Origin of the sequence: Streptomyces sp. NPDC015127, from assembly GCF_043080095.1 — a bacterium.
Classification (GTDB): Bacteria; Actinomycetota; Actinomycetes; order Streptomycetales; family Streptomycetaceae; genus Streptomyces.
Window position 1 is genome coordinate 1 of the sequence record NZ_JBIBVE010000011.1, and the last position, 17,004, is coordinate 17,004.

At 72.4% G+C, this 17,004-nt stretch carries 8 protein-coding genes and 1 pseudogene; all 9 read left to right on the plus strand.

Annotated features, from left to right (window positions below; genetic code table 11):
• The first annotated feature begins 116 nt into the window (after positions 1–116).
• The 9 genes and pseudogenes from ACF08N_RS21640 (at position 117) to ACF08N_RS21680 (ending at position 16,886) form a co-directional block, all read left to right on the plus strand.
• Positions 117–8,420 (plus strand): type I polyketide synthase, encoded by an 8,304-nt coding sequence (locus ACF08N_RS21640; RefSeq protein ID WP_392326277.1) that lies wholly within the window; start codon positions 117–119, stop codon positions 8,418–8,420.
• A gap of 35 nt (positions 8,421–8,455) precedes the next feature.
• Positions 8,456–9,769: pseudogene (locus tag ACF08N_RS21645) on the plus strand (type I polyketide synthase); the annotation flags it as partial.
• A 44-nt stretch (positions 9,770–9,813) separates the two neighbouring features.
• On the plus strand, positions 9,814–10,365 hold the full coding sequence (locus ACF08N_RS21650) for a flavin reductase family protein (RefSeq protein WP_392326278.1): 552 nt from the start codon (positions 9,814–9,816) through the stop codon (positions 10,363–10,365).
• A gap of 142 nt (positions 10,366–10,507) precedes the next feature.
• Positions 10,508–11,764 carry an LLM class flavin-dependent oxidoreductase gene (locus tag ACF08N_RS21655; RefSeq protein WP_392326279.1) on the plus strand — a complete coding sequence of 419 codons (1,257 nt, stop codon included), beginning with the start codon at positions 10,508–10,510 and terminating at the stop codon, positions 11,762–11,764.
• A gap of 87 nt (positions 11,765–11,851) precedes the next feature.
• The gene (locus ACF08N_RS21660; protein ID WP_392326280.1) at positions 11,852–12,616 is read left to right on the plus strand and encodes a thioesterase II family protein; all 765 of its coding nucleotides are present in this window, start codon (positions 11,852–11,854) and stop codon (positions 12,614–12,616) included.
• Positions 12,617–12,666: 50 nt separating this feature from the next.
• Positions 12,667–13,509 carry a metallophosphoesterase family protein gene (locus ACF08N_RS21665; protein ID WP_392326281.1) on the plus strand — a complete coding sequence of 281 codons (843 nt, stop codon included), beginning with the start codon at positions 12,667–12,669 and terminating at the stop codon, positions 13,507–13,509.
• Positions 13,506–14,207, plus strand: a complete 702-nt coding sequence (locus ACF08N_RS21670; RefSeq protein WP_392326282.1) for a 4'-phosphopantetheinyl transferase — start codon at positions 13,506–13,508, stop codon at positions 14,205–14,207. The genes ACF08N_RS21665 and ACF08N_RS21670 overlap by 4 nt, the downstream gene beginning before the upstream one ends.
• A 157-nt stretch (positions 14,208–14,364) precedes the next feature.
• The gene (locus ACF08N_RS21675) at positions 14,365–15,936 is read left to right on the plus strand and encodes a phenylalanine aminomutase (D-beta-phenylalanine forming) (protein WP_392326283.1); all 1,572 of its coding nucleotides are present in this window, start codon (positions 14,365–14,367) and stop codon (positions 15,934–15,936) included.
• The gene (locus ACF08N_RS21680) at positions 15,933–16,886 is read left to right on the plus strand and encodes an ACP S-malonyltransferase (RefSeq protein WP_392326284.1); all 954 of its coding nucleotides are present in this window, start codon (positions 15,933–15,935) and stop codon (positions 16,884–16,886) included. Before ACF08N_RS21675 ends, ACF08N_RS21680 begins: the two co-directional genes overlap by 4 nt.
• Positions 16,887–17,004: the final 118 nt, after the last annotated feature.

Genomic DNA, 17,004 nt, shown 5'->3' on the forward strand with positions numbered 1-17,004 from the left:
GCCCCGACGCGGTGCTCTCGACCATGGCCGAGGACTGCCTGTCCGATGACACCGACGCAGTCCTGGTCCCCGCCCAGCGCCGGGACCGCAGCGAACCCCATACCCTCCTGACCGCCTTGGGCCGGCTCCACACCCACGGCCTCGACATCGACTGGACCGGCACCCTCACGGGCCGCCGCACCCGGCACATCGACCTGCCCACCTACCCCTTCCAACGGCAGCGCTACTGGCTGACGCCCATCCGCACCGCCGGCGATGTCGGCTCGGCCGGGCTGGAGCCCGTCGAGCACCCGCTGCTCGGCGCCGCCGTCACTACGGCAGACGCCGACCGCGTCATCCTGACCGGACGGCTCTCCCCGAGCCGCCAGGAATGGCTCGCCGACCACGACATCCTCGGCAGCCTGCTGCTGCCCGGCACCGGCTTCGTGGAACTGGCCGTCCGGGCGGGCGACCACGTCGGCTGCGGTCGCCTGGACGAGCTGACGCACCAGCAGCCCCTGGTCCTTCCGGCCACCGGCGCTGTCACCGTGCAGGTCGCGGTCGGTGCCCCGGACGAGGCGGGAGTCCGGCCGCTGACCATCCACTCGCGGCCCGACGACGACGCGCCGTGGACCCTGCACGCCACCGGCGCGCTGTCCCCGACGGTGGGCGAACCCTCTTTCGACCTCACCGAGTGGCCGCCCGCCGGCGCCGCCGAGCTGCCGGTCGAGGGCTTCTACGAGGGACTGCGCGAGCGCGGCTACGGCTACGGCCCCGTCTTCCGGGCGCTTCGCCGGGCATGGCGGAGCGGCGACCACGTGTACGCCGAGGTCGAGTTGCCCGAGGGCGGCGACGGTGCGGCTTATGGGCTGCACCCGGCGCTGCTGGACGCCGCCATGCACGCCGACCAGCTCGGTGAGCACGGTGCGGTGGACGGCGACACACTTCTGCCGTTCTCCTGGTCCGGTGTGACTCTGCACGCCACGGGGGCCACCGCCCTGCGGGTGCATCTGGAGCGGCTGCGCGGCGACGAGGTGTGCGCCATGCGCCTGGCCGACCCGGCGGGCAAGCCGGTGGCCACCGTGGAGCAGATGTCGGTGCGCCCGGTGTCGGCCGTCCAGCTCGGCCGGGGCGGCCGGCCCGACGACCTGCTCCGGCTCCGGTGGACTCCGGTCCCGGTGCCCGCGGGCGAGGTCCCGGCCGCCGTACTGATCGGTGATCTGCCCGGTACCGGACTCGCGGCACACCCCGACCCGGCGGCAGTGGACGTCGTACCGCCCGTGGTGTTCCGGTCCGTTTCGCCGGCCGGAGGCGACCCGCTCACGGGCGGTCGCGCGATCCTCCGGGAGGTGCTGGCCGCGGTGCAGTCGTGGCTGGCAGACGAGCGGTACGCGGACAGCAGACTGGTGTTCGTGACCCGTGGCGCCGTGGCCACGGCCGCGGGGGAGCCGGTGGAACCGGCACAAGCGTCGGTGTGGGGACTGGTGCGGGCCGCCCAGGCCGAGCACGCGGGCCGGTTCGGACTGGTCGACATCGACGACACGGCGGAATCCGCGGCCGTGCTCAGGGGGCTGGCTCAGTCGGCCGAACCGGAACTCGCCGTACGCGCGGGACGGGTGACCGTGCCGCGCCTGACGACGGAGCCCGCACCCGGGCAGCGCGACGCGTCCCCGCGTGAGGCACCGTGGGACCTGAGCACGGACGGCACCGTGCTGATCACCGGCGGGACCGGTGGGCTCGGCGCGCTGGTCGCCCGGCACCTGGTCGCCCGGCACGGGGTGTCCCGCCTGCTGCTCGTCAGCCGTCGCGGCCCCGACGCACCTGGTGCGGCCGCCCTGCGCGACGAGTTGGTGGGACTCGGCGCCACCGTGACTGTCGCGGCCTGCGACGTCGCCGACCGGGAGCAGCTCGCCGCCGTGCTGGCGGGCGTTCCCGCCGAGCACCCGCTGAGCGCGGTGGTGCACGCGGCCGGTGTCCCCGACAGCGGCCTGGTCACGGACCTGACGCCCGAGCGGCTGGACGCCGTGCTCGCGCCGAAGGCGGACGCGGCCTGGCACCTGCACGAACTCACCCGCGACGACGACCTCGACGCCTTCGTGATGTTCTCCTCTGCGGGCGGTCTCGTCCTGGCGGCCGGGCAGGGCAACTACGCCGCGGCCAACGTCTTCCTCGACGGCCTCGCCGACCACCGCGCGGCACTCGGCCTGCCCGCCACGTCGGTCGCCTTCGGCCTCTGGGACACCCGGGACCCCGAGGTGCCCGACCCCGCCCTCGACGCCGACGTGGCGCACGTAGGGCGGGCGGGTCTGCCCGCGCTGGACCCCGGCGACGCGCTGGCCCTGCTCGACGCGGCCGTCGCGTCCGGCGAACCGTTCGCGGCGGCGCTGAGGATCGACCGCCCGGCGATCCGGGCCAGGGGCGACGTACCGGCGCTGCTGAGCGGACCGGCACGCGGCGCCACCCGGCGCAGCGTCGCCCATGCCGCCACGGCGGACGCGGGTGCCTCGGCGCTGGCCCGGCAGCTGGCCGGGGTCACGGAGGCGGAGCGGCTGCGGATCGTGGTCGACCTGGTCCGCGCGCGTGCGGCCACCGTGCTCGGCCATGCGAGCGGTGACGACATCCGCGCCGACCGTCCGTTCTCGGACCTCGGATTCGACTCGCTGGCGGCGGTGGAACTGCGCAACGCCCTGAACTCCGCCACGGGCCTGCGGCTGCCCGCCACACTGGTCTTCGACCACCCCAACGCCACCTCGGCCGCCGAGTTCATCGTCTCCCGGCTGACCGGCGGCGCGCCCACCACCGCTCTGCCCGCTGCCCCGCCCGCGGCCCCGGCCGACGAGCCGATCGCGATCGTCGGCATCCACTGCCGGTTCCCGGGCGGCGTGAACTCGGCCGAGGACCTCTGGCGACTGCTCGACGAGGGCCGGGACGCGATCACCGACTTCCCCGTAGACCGCGGCTGGGACGTCGACGGCGTCTTCGATCCGACGCCGGGCGCTCCTGGCAAGACCTACGTACGCACCGGTGGTTTTCTGCACGACGCCGGCGAGTTCGATCCGGAGTTCTTCGGGATCATGCCCCGCGAGGCCCTGGCCATGGACCCGCAGCAGCGACTGCTGCTCCAGGGCGCCTGGGAGACGTTCGAGCGGGCCGGCATCGACCCCGCCTCGGTGCGCGGCAGCCGGACCGGCGTGTACGTCGGCGTGATGTACACCGAGTACGGCACACGGGTCCAGCAGCATGTGTCGGAGGAGATCGCCGCGTACCTGTCGGGCGGCAGCGGCGCCAGCATCGCGTCCGGCCGCGTCGCCTACACCCTCGGACTGGAGGGCCCCGCGGTCACGGTCGACACGGCGTGCTCCTCCTCGTTGGTGGCTCTGCACATCGCCTGCCAGGCGCTGCGGCAGGGCGAGGTGGGCATGGCCCTGGCGGGCGGTGTGACCGTACTTCCCTCGCCGGATGTGTTCGTGGACTTCAGCCGCCAGCGCGGCCTGGCCGCGGACGGCCGGTGCAAGGCGTTCGCCAAGGCGGCGGACGGCACCGGCTGGTCCGAGGGCATCGGCTTGCTGCTGGTGGAACGGCTCTCCGACGCACGCCGCAACGGGCACCCGGTGCTCGCCGTCATCCGCGGTTCGGCGATCAACCAGGACGGGGCCTCCAACGGCCTCACCGCCCCCAACGGCCCGTCCCAGCAACGGGTCATCGAGGCCGCGCTGGCCGCCGCGGGGCTGTCACCCGGTGACGTCGACATGGTCGAGGGCCACGGCACGGGCACCGCGCTCGGCGACCCGATCGAGGCGCAGGCGCTGCTGGCCACCTACGGTCAGGGGCGCCCGGCCGACCGGCCGTTGTGGCTCGGGTCGGTCAAGTCCAACATCGGGCACACGCAGGCCGCCGCCGGGGTAGCCGGGGTGATCAAGCTGGTGCAGGCGATGCGGCACGGTGTGATGCCCAGGACGTTGCACGTGGACGAGCCGTCGGACCAGGTCGACTGGTCGGCCGGGGCGGTGGAGCTGCTGACGCGGCCGCGGGAATGGTCGCGCGACGGCCGCCCGCGCCGGGCGGCGGTGTCGTCCTTCGGACTCAGCGGCACCAACGCCCACCTGTTCGTCGAGGAACCGCCCGCGGACGTGGCGGCCCGGCTCACGGACGTGGCCGAACCGCCCGCGGACGTGGCGGCACCGCACGGCGCCGGGCGTCCCGAGGACGCCGAGGCAGGCGCCGGCGACGTGGTGCCGTGGGTGCTGTCGGCGAGGACCGACGCCGCGCTGCGGGCCGCGGCCGAGCGGCTGTCGGCGCACGTCGCGGACAACGACCTGGCGGACTCGGACGTCGGCTGGTCGCTGGCGTCCGGGAGGGCCGCGCTGGAGCACCGGGCCGTGGTGCTCGGCGGCGACAGGGCGGCGCGGATTTCCGGTCTGGACGCCGTGGCCGCCGGGAAGCCGGCGGAAGGGGTGGTGACCGGCACGGCCGACACGCGCGGCCGCCTCGCGGTGCTGTTCACGGGGCAGGGCGCGCAGCGGCTCGGCATGGGCCGGGAACTGCACGCCGCCTACCCGGCGTTCGCCGAGGCGTTCGATGCCGCCGTGGACCACCTCGACGGACATCTGGACCGTCCGCTGCGGGACGTGCTGTGGGGCGAGGACGAGGACCTGGTCCACCGGACGGTGTACGCGCAGTCCGGGCTGTTCGCCGTCGAGGTGGCGCTGTTCCGGCTCGTCGAGTCGTGGGGTGTGCGGCCGGAGTTCGTGGCCGGGCATTCGATCGGCGAGCTGGCGGCCGCGCACGTGGCCGGGGTGCTGAGCCTGCCCGATGCCGCGAAGCTGGTCGCCGCGCGCGGGCGGCTGATGCAGGCGCTGCCCGCCGGCGGCGCGATGGCCGCGGTGCGGGCCGAGCCGGCAGAGGTCCGCGGCGCGCTGTCGGACGGGGTGAGCATCGCAGCTGTCAACGGACCGCGGTCGGTGGTGATCTCGGGCCCCGAGGACGCCGTGACCCGCATGGCCGGTCACTTCGCCGCGCAGGGCCGCAGGGCGACGCGGCTGCGGGTCAGTCACGCGTTCCACTCCTCGCTGATGGATGCCATGCTGGACGACTTCAGGGCCGTGGCGTCGGAACTGACCTACACCGCACCGCGGATGCCGGTCGTCTCCAACGTGACCGGTCGCCCGGCCGATGCCGAACTGCTGTGCTCGCCCGACTACTGGGTGGACCACGTGCGGCGGACGGTGGCCTTCGCCGACGGGATCGGCGCTCTCCTCGAACGCGGCGTGACGGCGTTCCTCGAACTGGGCCCCGACGCCGCGCTGACCCCCATGGCCGACGAGTTGATCGACGCGGCGGGCGGCGACGGCCGGCTCGTCGTACCCGCGCTGCGCCGCGACCACTCGGAGCGCGGCCAGTTGCTGACCGCCCTGGCCCGGCTCCACGTCAGGGGCATCCCGGTGAGCTGGCCCGAGTGCTTCGCCGGCATCGGCGCCCGTCGCGTCGACCTGCCCACGTACCCCTTCGAGAAGCGGCACTTCTGGCTGTCGCCGCCGCTCGGGGCGGCGACGCACGGGCTCGGTGACGCGACCGGACACGGTCAGCGCAACGCCGCGCACCCGCTGCTGTCCGCGGTGATGCCCTCGCCCGAGGGCGGTGGCGTCGTGCTCACCGGACGCATCTCGATGCAGACCGGCACGCAGGCGTGGCTGGCCGACCACCGGGTGATGGGCATGGGCCTGCTGCCCGGCACCGGATTCGTCGAACTGGCCCTGCGGGCCGCCGAGGAGGCCGGCTGCGACACCGTCGAGGAGCTGGTCATCGAGCAGCTGATGCCGCTGCCCGACGAGGGCGGCGCCGCCGTCCAGGTCGTCGTCGGCGAGGCGGACGGATCCGGGCGGCGCCCGTTCGCGATCTACTCCCGATTCGACGACGCGGCCGACACCGTGCCCTGGACCCGGCACGTCACCGGCCGGCTGGCCACGGCCGACGAGCCCGCCGTGCCGTGGGAGGACGCCGGCCAGTGGCCACCCGCCGACGCGCGGCCGGTGGACATCGACGGCGTCTACGACTACCTGACCGGCAAGGGCTACCACTTCGGCCCGATGTTCCGGGGCCTGCGCGCGGTGTGGCTGCGCGACAGGGACCTGTACGCCGAGGTCGCGCTGCCCGACCACGCCGAGGAGGACGCGCGGGCGTACCGGCTGCACCCCTCCCTGCTGGACGCGGCCATGTCGGCCACCGACTTCCTCGGCGGCCGCAGTCCGCAGGAGACCGGCGCCGGTCAACTGCCGTTCCTATGGACCGGAGTGCGGCTGCACTCCGCGGGCGGCCGGAGCAGACTGCTGGTGCGCATCAACTGGATCGGCTCCGACGAGAAAGCCGGCTCCGAAGCGGTCCGCATGGACATCGCCGACCCCGACGGCACCCCGGTCGCCTCGGTGGAGTCGCTGGTGGTGCGACCGGTCACCGCGGACAGGCTGGTCGCCGGCGCCGCCGCGCAGACCGGCGTGCGGCACGTGGACTCCGTCTTCCGGGTCGGCTGGAGCCCGTTGCCCCTGGGCGACGCGGTCGACGCGCAACCGGGCCGCTGGGCCGCGCTCGGCGGGGGCGGCTTCGACCTCGGCCGCCCCGACGTCCCCGTGTACGCCGATCTCGACGCGCTCGCCGCGGCGATCGACACCGGCGGGACCGTCCCGGACATGATCTTCCTGCCGGTCGAGCCGGGCGACGACGAGGTGCCGGACGCGGTCCGAGCCGCGCTGCGGACAGTGCTCGGCACGGTGCGCTCCTTCCTGGCCAACGACCGGTTCGCCGCCTGCCGACTGGCCGTGCTGACCTGGTTCGCCGCCGACGGCGACGGCACACACGTGGACCTCACCGTCGCGCCGGTCTGGGGCCTGGTCCGCGCCGCACAGACGGAGAACCCGGGCCGGATCGTGCTCGTCGACCTCGACGGCCAGGAGTCCTCGGTCCGCACGCTGGCCGCGGTCGCCGCCCTGACCGAACCGGAGGTGTCGGTGCTCGGCAGCCAGGTGCGGGTGCCGAGGCTGGCACCCGTCCCCGTTCCGGCGGAACCGGCCGAGCGGCCCTGGCGACCGGACGGCACGGTGCTGATCACGGGCGGCACCGGCGGGCTGGGCGCGCTAGTTGCCCGGCACCTGGTCGTGGAGCACGGCGTCCGCCACCTGCTGCTGGCGGGCAGGCGCGGCCCGGCCGCCCCGGGAGCCGCCGAACTCACATCCGAACTCACCGCTTTGGGCGCCCGGGTCACCGTGGCGGCCTGTGACGTCGCCGACCGGGACGCGCTGGCCCGGCTGTTGGCGGCCGTCCCCGCCGACCACCCGCTCACCGGCGTGATCCACGCGGCGGGCGTCCTGGACGACGCACTGGTCACCTCGCTGACGCCCGGACAGCTCGACCGCGTGCTCGGGCCGAAGGCCGACGCGGCGTGGGCACTGCACGAACTGACCGAGGACCTCCCGCTCGACGCGTTCGTCCTGTTCTCCTCGGTCGCCGGGCTGCTCGACCCGCTGGGCCAGGGCAATTACGCCGCCGCCAACGCCTTCCTCGACGCCCTGGCCAGGCACCGGCGTTCCCAGGGCCTGCCCGCCACCTCGCTGGTGTGGAACCTGTGGGCCGGTGGGAGCGGCATGGCCGAGGCCACCGACCCGGCGGTGACGCGCCGCCTGGCCGCCCGCGGCATGCCCGCGCTGACCACGGCCGAAGGACTCGCCCTCTTCGACCGGTCGTTGGGTCTGGACGAGCCGGTCCTGGTGCCGCTGCGGCCGGACCCCACGGGTACGGAGATCCCGGCCGTGCTGCGCGACGTCGTGGGCGTTCCCGCCCGCCGGACCGCCGCCGCGCCCGGCGCTGCCCCCACCGCCGCGCCGCCCACTCGGGCCGCGGACCCGGAGGGCGGGGCCGGGCTGCTGCGACGGCTGGCCGCCCTGCCCGCCGACGGCCGTGAACGGCTGCTGGCCGACCTGGTCCGCACCCATGTCGCCGGGGTGCGGCACGAGGACGCCGCCACGGTCGACATGGGCAAGGGCTTCACCGAGCTGGGGCTGGACTCGCTGGCCGCCATCGAATTGCGCAACCGGCTCGGCGCGGAGACAGGGCTGCGGCTGCCCGCCACGATGATGTTCGACTACCCCACGCCGTCGGACGTGGTCGGGCTGTTGCTCGACGAACTGGCCGCCGAACTTCCCGACGACACCCCTGAGTCCGCCCCCGCACAGCACGACGACGCCGAGGTCCGGCGCAGGCTGGCCGCGATCCCGGTCGCGGCCCTGCGCTCGGCCGGCCTGCTGGACGCGCTGATGCGACTGGAGGCGCCGGACCCCGAGGAGCCTGCCGGTGCCGACGGCGACCGCACCGAGGAGATCAGGAACATGGACGTCGACGACCTGGTCGCCGCCGCCCTCGCCCGTACCGAACCGAACGAGGAGGAGCACTGATGGCCGCGGCGGACACCGCCAGGATCGTCGACGCGCTGCGCGCCTCGGTGCTGGAGAACGACCGGCTCCGGCAGGAGAACTCCCGGCTGCTGCGCGAGGCCACGGAGCCGGTCGCCGTCATCGGCATGGCCTGCCGCTACCCCGGAGGCGCCGAATCGCCCGACGCCTTCTGGCAGTTGCTCGTCGAAGGACGTGACGCCGTCACCTCCTTCCCCACCGACCGGGGCTGGGACCTCGAAGGGCTGTACGACCCGGAACCCGGCAAGCCGGGCAGGACCGTCACGCTCGAGGGCGCGTTCCTGCACGAGGCGGCCGACTTCGACGCGGACCTGTTCGGCATGTCCCCGCGGGAGGCCCGGGACATCGACCCCCAGCAGCGGGTGGTGCTGGAAACGGCGTGGGAGGCGCTGGAGAACGCCCGCATCGATCCGCTGGCCCTCAAGGGCAGCCCGACCGGCGTGTACTGCGGCGTCATGTACCACGACTACGACGGCGCCGACGGCGGAGGCAGCCTGACCAGCGGCCGCATCTCCTACACGCTGGGCCTGCAGGGCCCGGCCGTGTCGATGGACACCGCGTGCTCGTCGTCGTTGGTCGCGCTGCACGCGGCCATGCACGCCCTGCGCTCCGGCGAGTGCACGCTCGCCCTGGCCGGCGGTGTGACCGTGATGTCCACGCCGGAGACGTTCACGTACTTCAGCTCCCAGCGCGGTCTGGCACCGGACGGGCGGTGCAAGTCCTTCGCCGCCGCCGCGGACGGCACCGGCTGGGGCGAGGGCTCGGGCATCCTGGTGCTGGAGCGGCTGTCGGACGCGCTGCGCAACGGCCGGCGGATCCTTGCCGTCGTGCGTGGCGCGGCCACCAACTCCGACGGCGCGTCCAGCGGCATCACCGTGCCGAACGGCCCGGCGCAGCGTCGCGTGATCCAGCAGGCACTGCGGCAGGCGGGGCTCGCGGCCGACGACGTCGACGCGGTGGACGCGCACGGCACCGGCACCCGGCTCGGCGACCCGATCGAGGCGCAGGCGCTCCTCGCGACGTACGGCCGCGGCAGGCCGGCAGACCGGCCCCTGTGGCTGGGGTCGGTGAAATCCAACATCGGTCACACCCAGGCCGCCGCGGGTGTCGCGTCGATCATCAAAATGGTGCTGGCCATGCGGCACGGGGTGTTGCCGAGGACCCTGCACGTGGACGCGCCCACCGGGCAGGTGGACTGGTCGGCCGGGGCCGTGGAGCTGCTGACCGAGAACAGGGCCTGGCCGGACACGGGACGGCCCCGGCGGGCGGCGGTCTCGTCCTTCGGCATCAGCGGCACCAACGCGCACGTGATCCTCGAAGAGGCACCCGCCGCATCCGGCGGCAGCCGTGCGGCGACCGACCGGCGGGCGGATCGGTGACGCAGACGCGCGCGGAGCAGACGATCGGTGACGAGCGGCTGGACCCCGCCCGTCTGCGGCGGGCCCTCGGCCATTTCTGCACCGGGGTCACCGTCATCACCGCGACGGAGCCCGGGCAGCCGCCGGTCGGGTTCGCCTGCCAGTCGTTCGTCTCGCTGTCGCTCCAGCCACCGCTGGTGTCGTTCTCCGTGTCCCGGCTCTCCCGCTCCTGGCCGGGCATCCAGCGCGCGGGCCGGTTCTGCGTCAACATCCTCGCGGCGGACCAGGAGGACCTGTGCCGCCGGTTCGCGGTCCCCGGCGCCGACAGGTTCGCCGATGTGACGTGGTGGCCCAGCCCGGTGACCGGATCACCCCGGCTGGCGGGCGCGCTCGCCTGGGTCGACTGCACGATCGAGACGGTGTACCCCGGCGGTGACCACAAGATCGCCGTCGGCCGCGTGCAGGACCTGGACATCGCGGACGAAGAGGCCGAGCCCCTGCTCTTCTTCCTGGCCGAGTTCCGCCGCCCGGCCCCCCGCACCCCTAAGGCGTCAGGGGCCACCCCCTGAAACCGTCCGGCCGCCCCCTGATAGCCCGGGCGGCCCCATCCGATTCCCGATACCGCGTCCTAGTGTCGGGTGCTGCAGCCGCCCCGGCGGTTCTCGTCCTGCGGAGGAATTCATGCGATTCGGCCTGATCTACCATCACCAGTTGCCGCGTCCTTGGGCTGAGGACAGTGAAGAGAGACTTTTCAACGAGGCGCTGGAACAAATCGAGCTGGCCGACCGGCTGGGTCTCGACTACGCGTGGGCGACCGAACACCATTTCTTCGAGGAGTACTCGCACTCGTCGGCGCCGGACGTCTTCCTTGCCGCCGCGGCGGCGCGTACGAAGAACATCCGGCTGGCACACGGAATTGTCCACCTGCCGCCCGCGGTCAACCACCCGGTGAGGGTCGCGGAGCGGCTCGGCGTGCTCGACCTCATCTCCGGCGGCCGGCTCGACTTCGGCTCCGGCCAAGGCAGTTCGCAGCTGGAGGTCGGCGCCTTCGGCATCGAGCTCCAGGACAAGTACGACCAGTGGCACGAGGCCCTGGAGGTCATCGTCCGGATGATGACCGAGACCCCGTTCACCGGTCACAAGGGCACCTGGGTGGACGTACCGCCGCGCAACATCGTGCCGAAGCCCAAGCAGAAGCCGCACCCGCCGCTGTGGCGGGCGTGCACGCGCCGCGAGAGCATCCAGGACGCCGCCCGTGAGGGCCTGGGAGCGCTGGCCTTCTCGTTCGTCAATCCCGAAGAGGCCCGTGAATGGGTGGACGCCTACTACACCACCCTGGCCTCGCAGGAGTGCAGGCCGGTGGGCCGCGCGGTGAACGCGAACGTGGCCATGGTGCTGCCGTTCATGTGCCACGAGGACGAGGAAGTCGCCCTGGACCGCGGTCTCGAGGCCGCGCACTTCTTCTCGTACTCTCTGATGCACTACTACGTCACCGGCGAGCACCGGCCCGGCGTCACGGACATCTGGGCGGGCTTCCAGGAGGCCAAGGAGTCCCTGGGCTTCACGCGTGAGGCGGCCGCCCCGCCCCAGGACGGCACCGCCTCGCAGGTCGAGCAGGCGATGATGGACCAGGTCGGCATGTTGCGCCGGGGCATCGGCACACCGGAGCAGATCCGCGACATCGTCCGGCGCTACGAGGAGGTCGGCGTCGACCAGATCATCTTCTCGGTGCAGATCGGCAAGAACAAGCACGAGCACATCTGTGAATCGCTGGAACTGTTCGCCCGCGAGGTCATGCCCGAATTCGTCGAAGGCCGTGAGAAGAAGGAGGCGGAGAAGGCGGAAAGGCTGCGCGCGCCCATCGAGGAATCCCTTGCGCGTGTCGAGCACGAGGCCGCCGACATCGCGGACTTCTTCATCGCGCCCGAGCTCTCCGCGGCGGGCTACGCCGACGAGGACGACGACTGACCGCTCGGGCTCCGGCCCTTCCACCGCGACGGCCGGAAACCGGCTGACGCGATGGCGCACATGAAATCTTCGGCGAAAGGACAGGCAGTGGCCGTCGACAACGGCGCGTGGATCCGGCGCTTCCACCCGGCGCCGGAAGCACCCGTCCAGCTGGTGTGTCTGGCCCACGCCGGTGGCTCGGCGTCGTACTTCTTCCCCGTGTCCAGGGCGCTCTCGCCGGCGGTCGACGTCCTCGCCGTGCAGTACCCGGGCCGGCAGGAACGGCGCTCCGAGCCCGCGTTCGAGGACGTGGGCCTGCTGGCCGACGCCATCGCCGAGCAGCTCGCGCCGTGGACGGACCGCCCGCTGGCCCTGTTCGGCCACAGCCTCGGTGCCACCGTCGCCTTCGAGGTCGCGCTGCGGCTCGAATCCGGCGGCGTGGCACCGCTGGTGCTGTTCGCCTCGGGCCGGCGGGCGCCGTCGAGGCAGCGGGCGGAACGGGTGCACCTGGGCGACGACGACCAGTTGCTCGCCGAGATCGTCAGGCTCGAGGGCACCGACCCGGCGATGCTGGAGGACCCCGAACTGGTCCGGATGATCCTGCCCGCCTTCCGCAGCGACTACAAGGCCGCCGAGACCTACCGTCCCGAGCCCGGTGCCACCCTGCGCTGTCCCGTGCACACGCTGACCGGGGACCGCGACCCGCAGGTCACCGTGGCCGAGGCCGAGGCATGGCAGGAGCACACCACCGGCCCCTTCGCACTGCGGGTCTTTCCCGGCGGGCACTTCTACCTCAACCAGTGCGCCGGGGACGTCGTCGCCCTGATCCGGCAGCGGATGACCGCATCGGCGCACGGCATGGCGCGCCACTAGGCAGGATGGGTCGGAAGGACCGTCCCACGGCAAGAGGATCAGTGACCACCATGCACGACGGCAGTCTGCTCGCCATCAGCGACCTGCATGTCGCCCACCCGGACAACCGGGAGATCGTCGAGAAGCTGTACCCCCGGTCGGACGCCGACTGGCTGATCGTGGCAGGCGACGTCGGTGAGCTGACCGAGGACATCATCTGGGCACTGGGGACCCTGCGGGACAGGTTCTCGACGGTCATCTGGGCGCCGGGCAACCACGAACTGTGGACCCCCCGCCACGACCCGGTCCAGCTCCGCGGGGAGGAGCGGTACCTGCACCTGGTGGACCGCTGCCGGGACCTCGGCGTCCTCACCCCCGAGGACCCCTACGCCCTGTGGGACGGGGAGGGCGGCCCGGTGCGCATCGCGCCGCTGTTCCTGCTGTACGACTACAGCTTCCGCACCCCCACGGCCGCCACCAAGGAGGAGTCGCTCCAGCAGGCGTACGACCAAGGTGTGGTCTGCACCGACGAGTTCTTCCTGCACCCGGATCCCTATCCCAGCCGGGAGGCGTGGTGTCACGCGCGGGTCGCGGCGACCGAACGGCGCCTCGCCGCCTGCGGCACCGACGTCCCGCTGGTGCTCGTCAACCACTTCCCCCTGATCCGGGAACCGACGAGGGTGCTGCACCATCAGGAATTCGCCCAGTGGTGCGGCACCGAGCGCACGGCCGACTGGCACCGGCGGTTCCCCACCCGCGCGGTCGTCTACGGTCACCTGCACATTCCCCGGACCACCTGGCACGACGGTGTGCCCTTCGAGGAGGTGTCGGTCGGCTACCCGAGGGAGTGGCGCCGGCCCGGCCACCCCAGAAACGTACCGCGGCCCGTCCTGACCGCGACGAGGCCCCTGTGATCGAGCGGATCCTGCCGCCCGGGGTCGCCGTCTCCGAGGCGTTCGACGACCCACCGGACACCGCGCTCTTTCCCGAGGAGGCCCTGCTCGTCCGCAACGCCGTGGACCAGCGCAGGCGCGAGTTCGCCACCGTCCGGATGTGTGCACGCCGGGCGCTCGCCGCGCTCGGCGTGCCCCCCGTTCCCGTGCTCCCCGGCCGCCACGGTGCCCCGCGATGGCCGGACGCGGTCGTCGGCAGCCTCACGCACTGCGCCGGCTACCGCGCCGCGGCGCTGGCCGAGGCTGCGCACATCGCGATGCTGGGCATCGACGCGGAGCCACACGGGCCGCTTCCCGACGGGGTGCTCGACGCCATCGCCCTGCCGCGGGAGCGGAGCCATCTGCGAGACCTCCGCGCGGCCGAGCCACGGGTGTGCTGGGACCGTCTCCTTTTCAGCATGAAGGAGTCCGTCTACAAGGCGTGGAATCCCTTCACCGGCCGGCGGCTGGGGTTCGAGGACGCCGAGATGAGGCTGGACCCGGCCGCCGGGACCTTCACGGCTCGCCTCCTCGTACGGCATCCGCTGCCGGACGGCGGGCACCTGGACCGGCTCGACGGGCGCTGGCTGGTTCGTGACGGGCTCGCGCTCACCGCGATCGCCGTCCACGCCTCGCGGTTGGCCACCACCCCGGAGCGTTTCCCCGTCCCTGCCGAGTAGGGGGATACGGGTCGGCGTTAGGGGTCAATGCCAGTGTTCGTCGCCATAGCGTCTCGTTTGACTTGAGATCACCTGCTTCCGTGAACGGCGTCGACCGGCGGCCGGAGCAGCGGCAACTCCACGAACAGGACGACGAGCCACTAGGAGACCCGATCTCATGACGCTCACCCTCGAAGCCAATCAGTGGGTCCGCCTGGAGCAGTTGGACGCGGCTGCCACCGGCTCGGTGCCGGTCGCCCTCGACGCCGAGGCCTGGCAGAGGGTCCGCATGTCGCGGGAGACGCTGGAGAAGTTCGTCGCGAACGGCCGGGTCATCTACGGCGTGAACACCAGTATGGGCGGATTCGTCGACTGGCTCGTGCCGATCTCCATGGCCCAGGAGCTGCAGGAGAACCTGATCAACGCGGTGGCCACGAATGTCGGGGAGTTCCTCGACGACCGGACGGTACGCGCCGTCATGCTGTCCCGAATCGTGTCGCTGGCCCGCGGCAACTCGGCCATCTCACCGGCGAATCTGGAGAAGCTGATCGAGGTCCACAACGCCGGGATCACGCCCTGCGTGCCGGAGAAGGGATCGCTCGGCACCAGTGGCGACCTCGGCCCGCTCGCCGCGATCGCCCTGGTCTGTGTCGGCCAGTGGAAGGCCCGGGTGAACGGGGAGATCCTCCCGGGGGCGGAGGCGCTCGCCAGGGCCGGCATCACCCCGATGACGCTGAGCTTCAAGGAGGGCCTGGCGCTGATCAACGGCACCTCCGGGATGGTGGGCCTCGGTAGTCTGGTGTTCGCCCGGGCCCGCAGGCTGCTCGACACCTACCTGCTGGTCTCGGCGCTGTCCGTTGAGGGACTGCGCGGCATGACCAAGCCGTTCGACCCCAGGGTGCACGAACTCAAGCCGCACCGCGGGCAGCGCGAGGTCGCCGAGCGGCTCTGGAAGACGCTGCAGGACTCGACTCTGGCGGTCAACGAACTCGACACCGAGACCACGCTCGCCGGCGAGATGGACGACTCGGCCAAGCACGCGTCGCAACCCATCGAGGACGCGTACTCGATCCGCTGCACTCCGCAGATCCTCGGCCCGGTGCTGGACAGCATGGACCGCATCGGCGAAACCCTGGAAGCCGAGCTGAACTCCTCGAACGACAACCCGCTGGTCGTTCCCGAGGAGAACGACGTCTTCCACAACGGCCACTTCCACGGCCAGTACGTGTCCATGGCCATGGACCACCTGGTCATCGCGCTGGCCACCATGACCAACCTGTCCAACCGCCGGATCGACCGCTTTCTGGACAAGAGCAACAGCAACGGTCTGCCCGCCTTCCTGTGCCGGGAGAACCCCGGTCTGCGACTGGGCCTGATGGGCGGCCAGTTCATGACCGCGTCGCTGACCGCGGAGACCAGGGCGATGGCGATGCCGATGTCGATTCAGTCGCTGACCAGCACCGGCGACTTCCAGGACATCGTGTCCTTCGGGTTCGTGGCGGCCCGCAAGGCCCGCGAGGCGCTGGTCAACGCGACATACGTCGTCGCCTTCGAGCTGCTGTGCGCCTGCCAGGCGGTCGACATCCGGGGCACGGAGGGCCTGTCGAGCAGCACCCGGCGGCTCTACGAGCGCACCCGCGAGCTCGTGCCGTACTTCGACCGCGACATCACCATCACCGACTACGTCGAGACGATCGCGCACGAGATCCTGACCGAACTGCCCGCCGGAGAAGGCGCGGTGCTGCGATGAGCGCGCCCTCCGGTGACTGGGGCACCGCCCTCGTCTTTCCCGGAATCAAACCGAGCCCGTTCGACGATCTCGGCAAGTTCCTGCTGGTGAATCCGATCGCGCGCAAACTGACCGCGATAGCCGACGACACGCTCGGATATTCACTGATCGACCACTACCGGCAGGCCGACAGCGAGTACTCGGAATACGAGCGGGTGTCCTTCCTGGTCGTCTGCCTCGCCCTCGCCTACTGGGCCGAGGAAACAATGGATCTCGAAGCGGACGCGTGTGCCGGCGCGAGTTTCGGCGGCACTCCCGCGGCCGTATACGCGGGCTCCCTCGACTTCGCCGAGGCGATCTGGCTCACCGCCCGGTGGAACGATTGCGTACGGGCCTATTTCGCCCGTGAAAACGGCGACGTGGTCACCCAGTCGTTCGCCCGCACTCCGGAATCCCGGCTGGCGGAGATCCTGCAGGAGCTGGACGACGCGGGCGAGTGGTACGAAATAGCCTGCCATGTCGACGACGACTTCTGGATGCTCTCGGTGCGCGAGAGGCGGCTCGGCTGGCTGCAGAGCAGCCTGCGTGCCCTGGGGGGCATGCCGATGTACACCATGCGCACCCCGATGCATTCACGGGCCTTCGCCCCGCTGCGAGACATGATCGAGGAAGAACTCGTCGACAAACTCCAGTTCAGCGACCCCGTGCTGCCGATCGTCTGCGACCACGACGGCACCGTGCTCGGCACGGCCGACGAGGTGCGGCGGCTGCTGCTCGACGGCGTCGTCCGCACGGTGCGCTGGCCGGCGGCGATGACCACGCTCGCGGGCCACAACGTGGACCGCGTGGTCGTCTCCGGCCCCGACGGGCTGTGGGGCCGCGTGGACTGTGTCCGTCGCACCTTCGACGTCGTGACGCTGACCCCGGCCATGGCTTTGCGGCCGCGGCCCCGTAAGGCCGCGGTGGCCTAGGTTCTGTCCTGATCCGCCGGACAGCCCGGTCTCCGTCGCCGCAAGGGCCGGCGGAATTTCCGTGGGCGCGTACGCGCGGTCCGCACATGCTCGACGGCTTCCTTACCGGAAGCGTCGG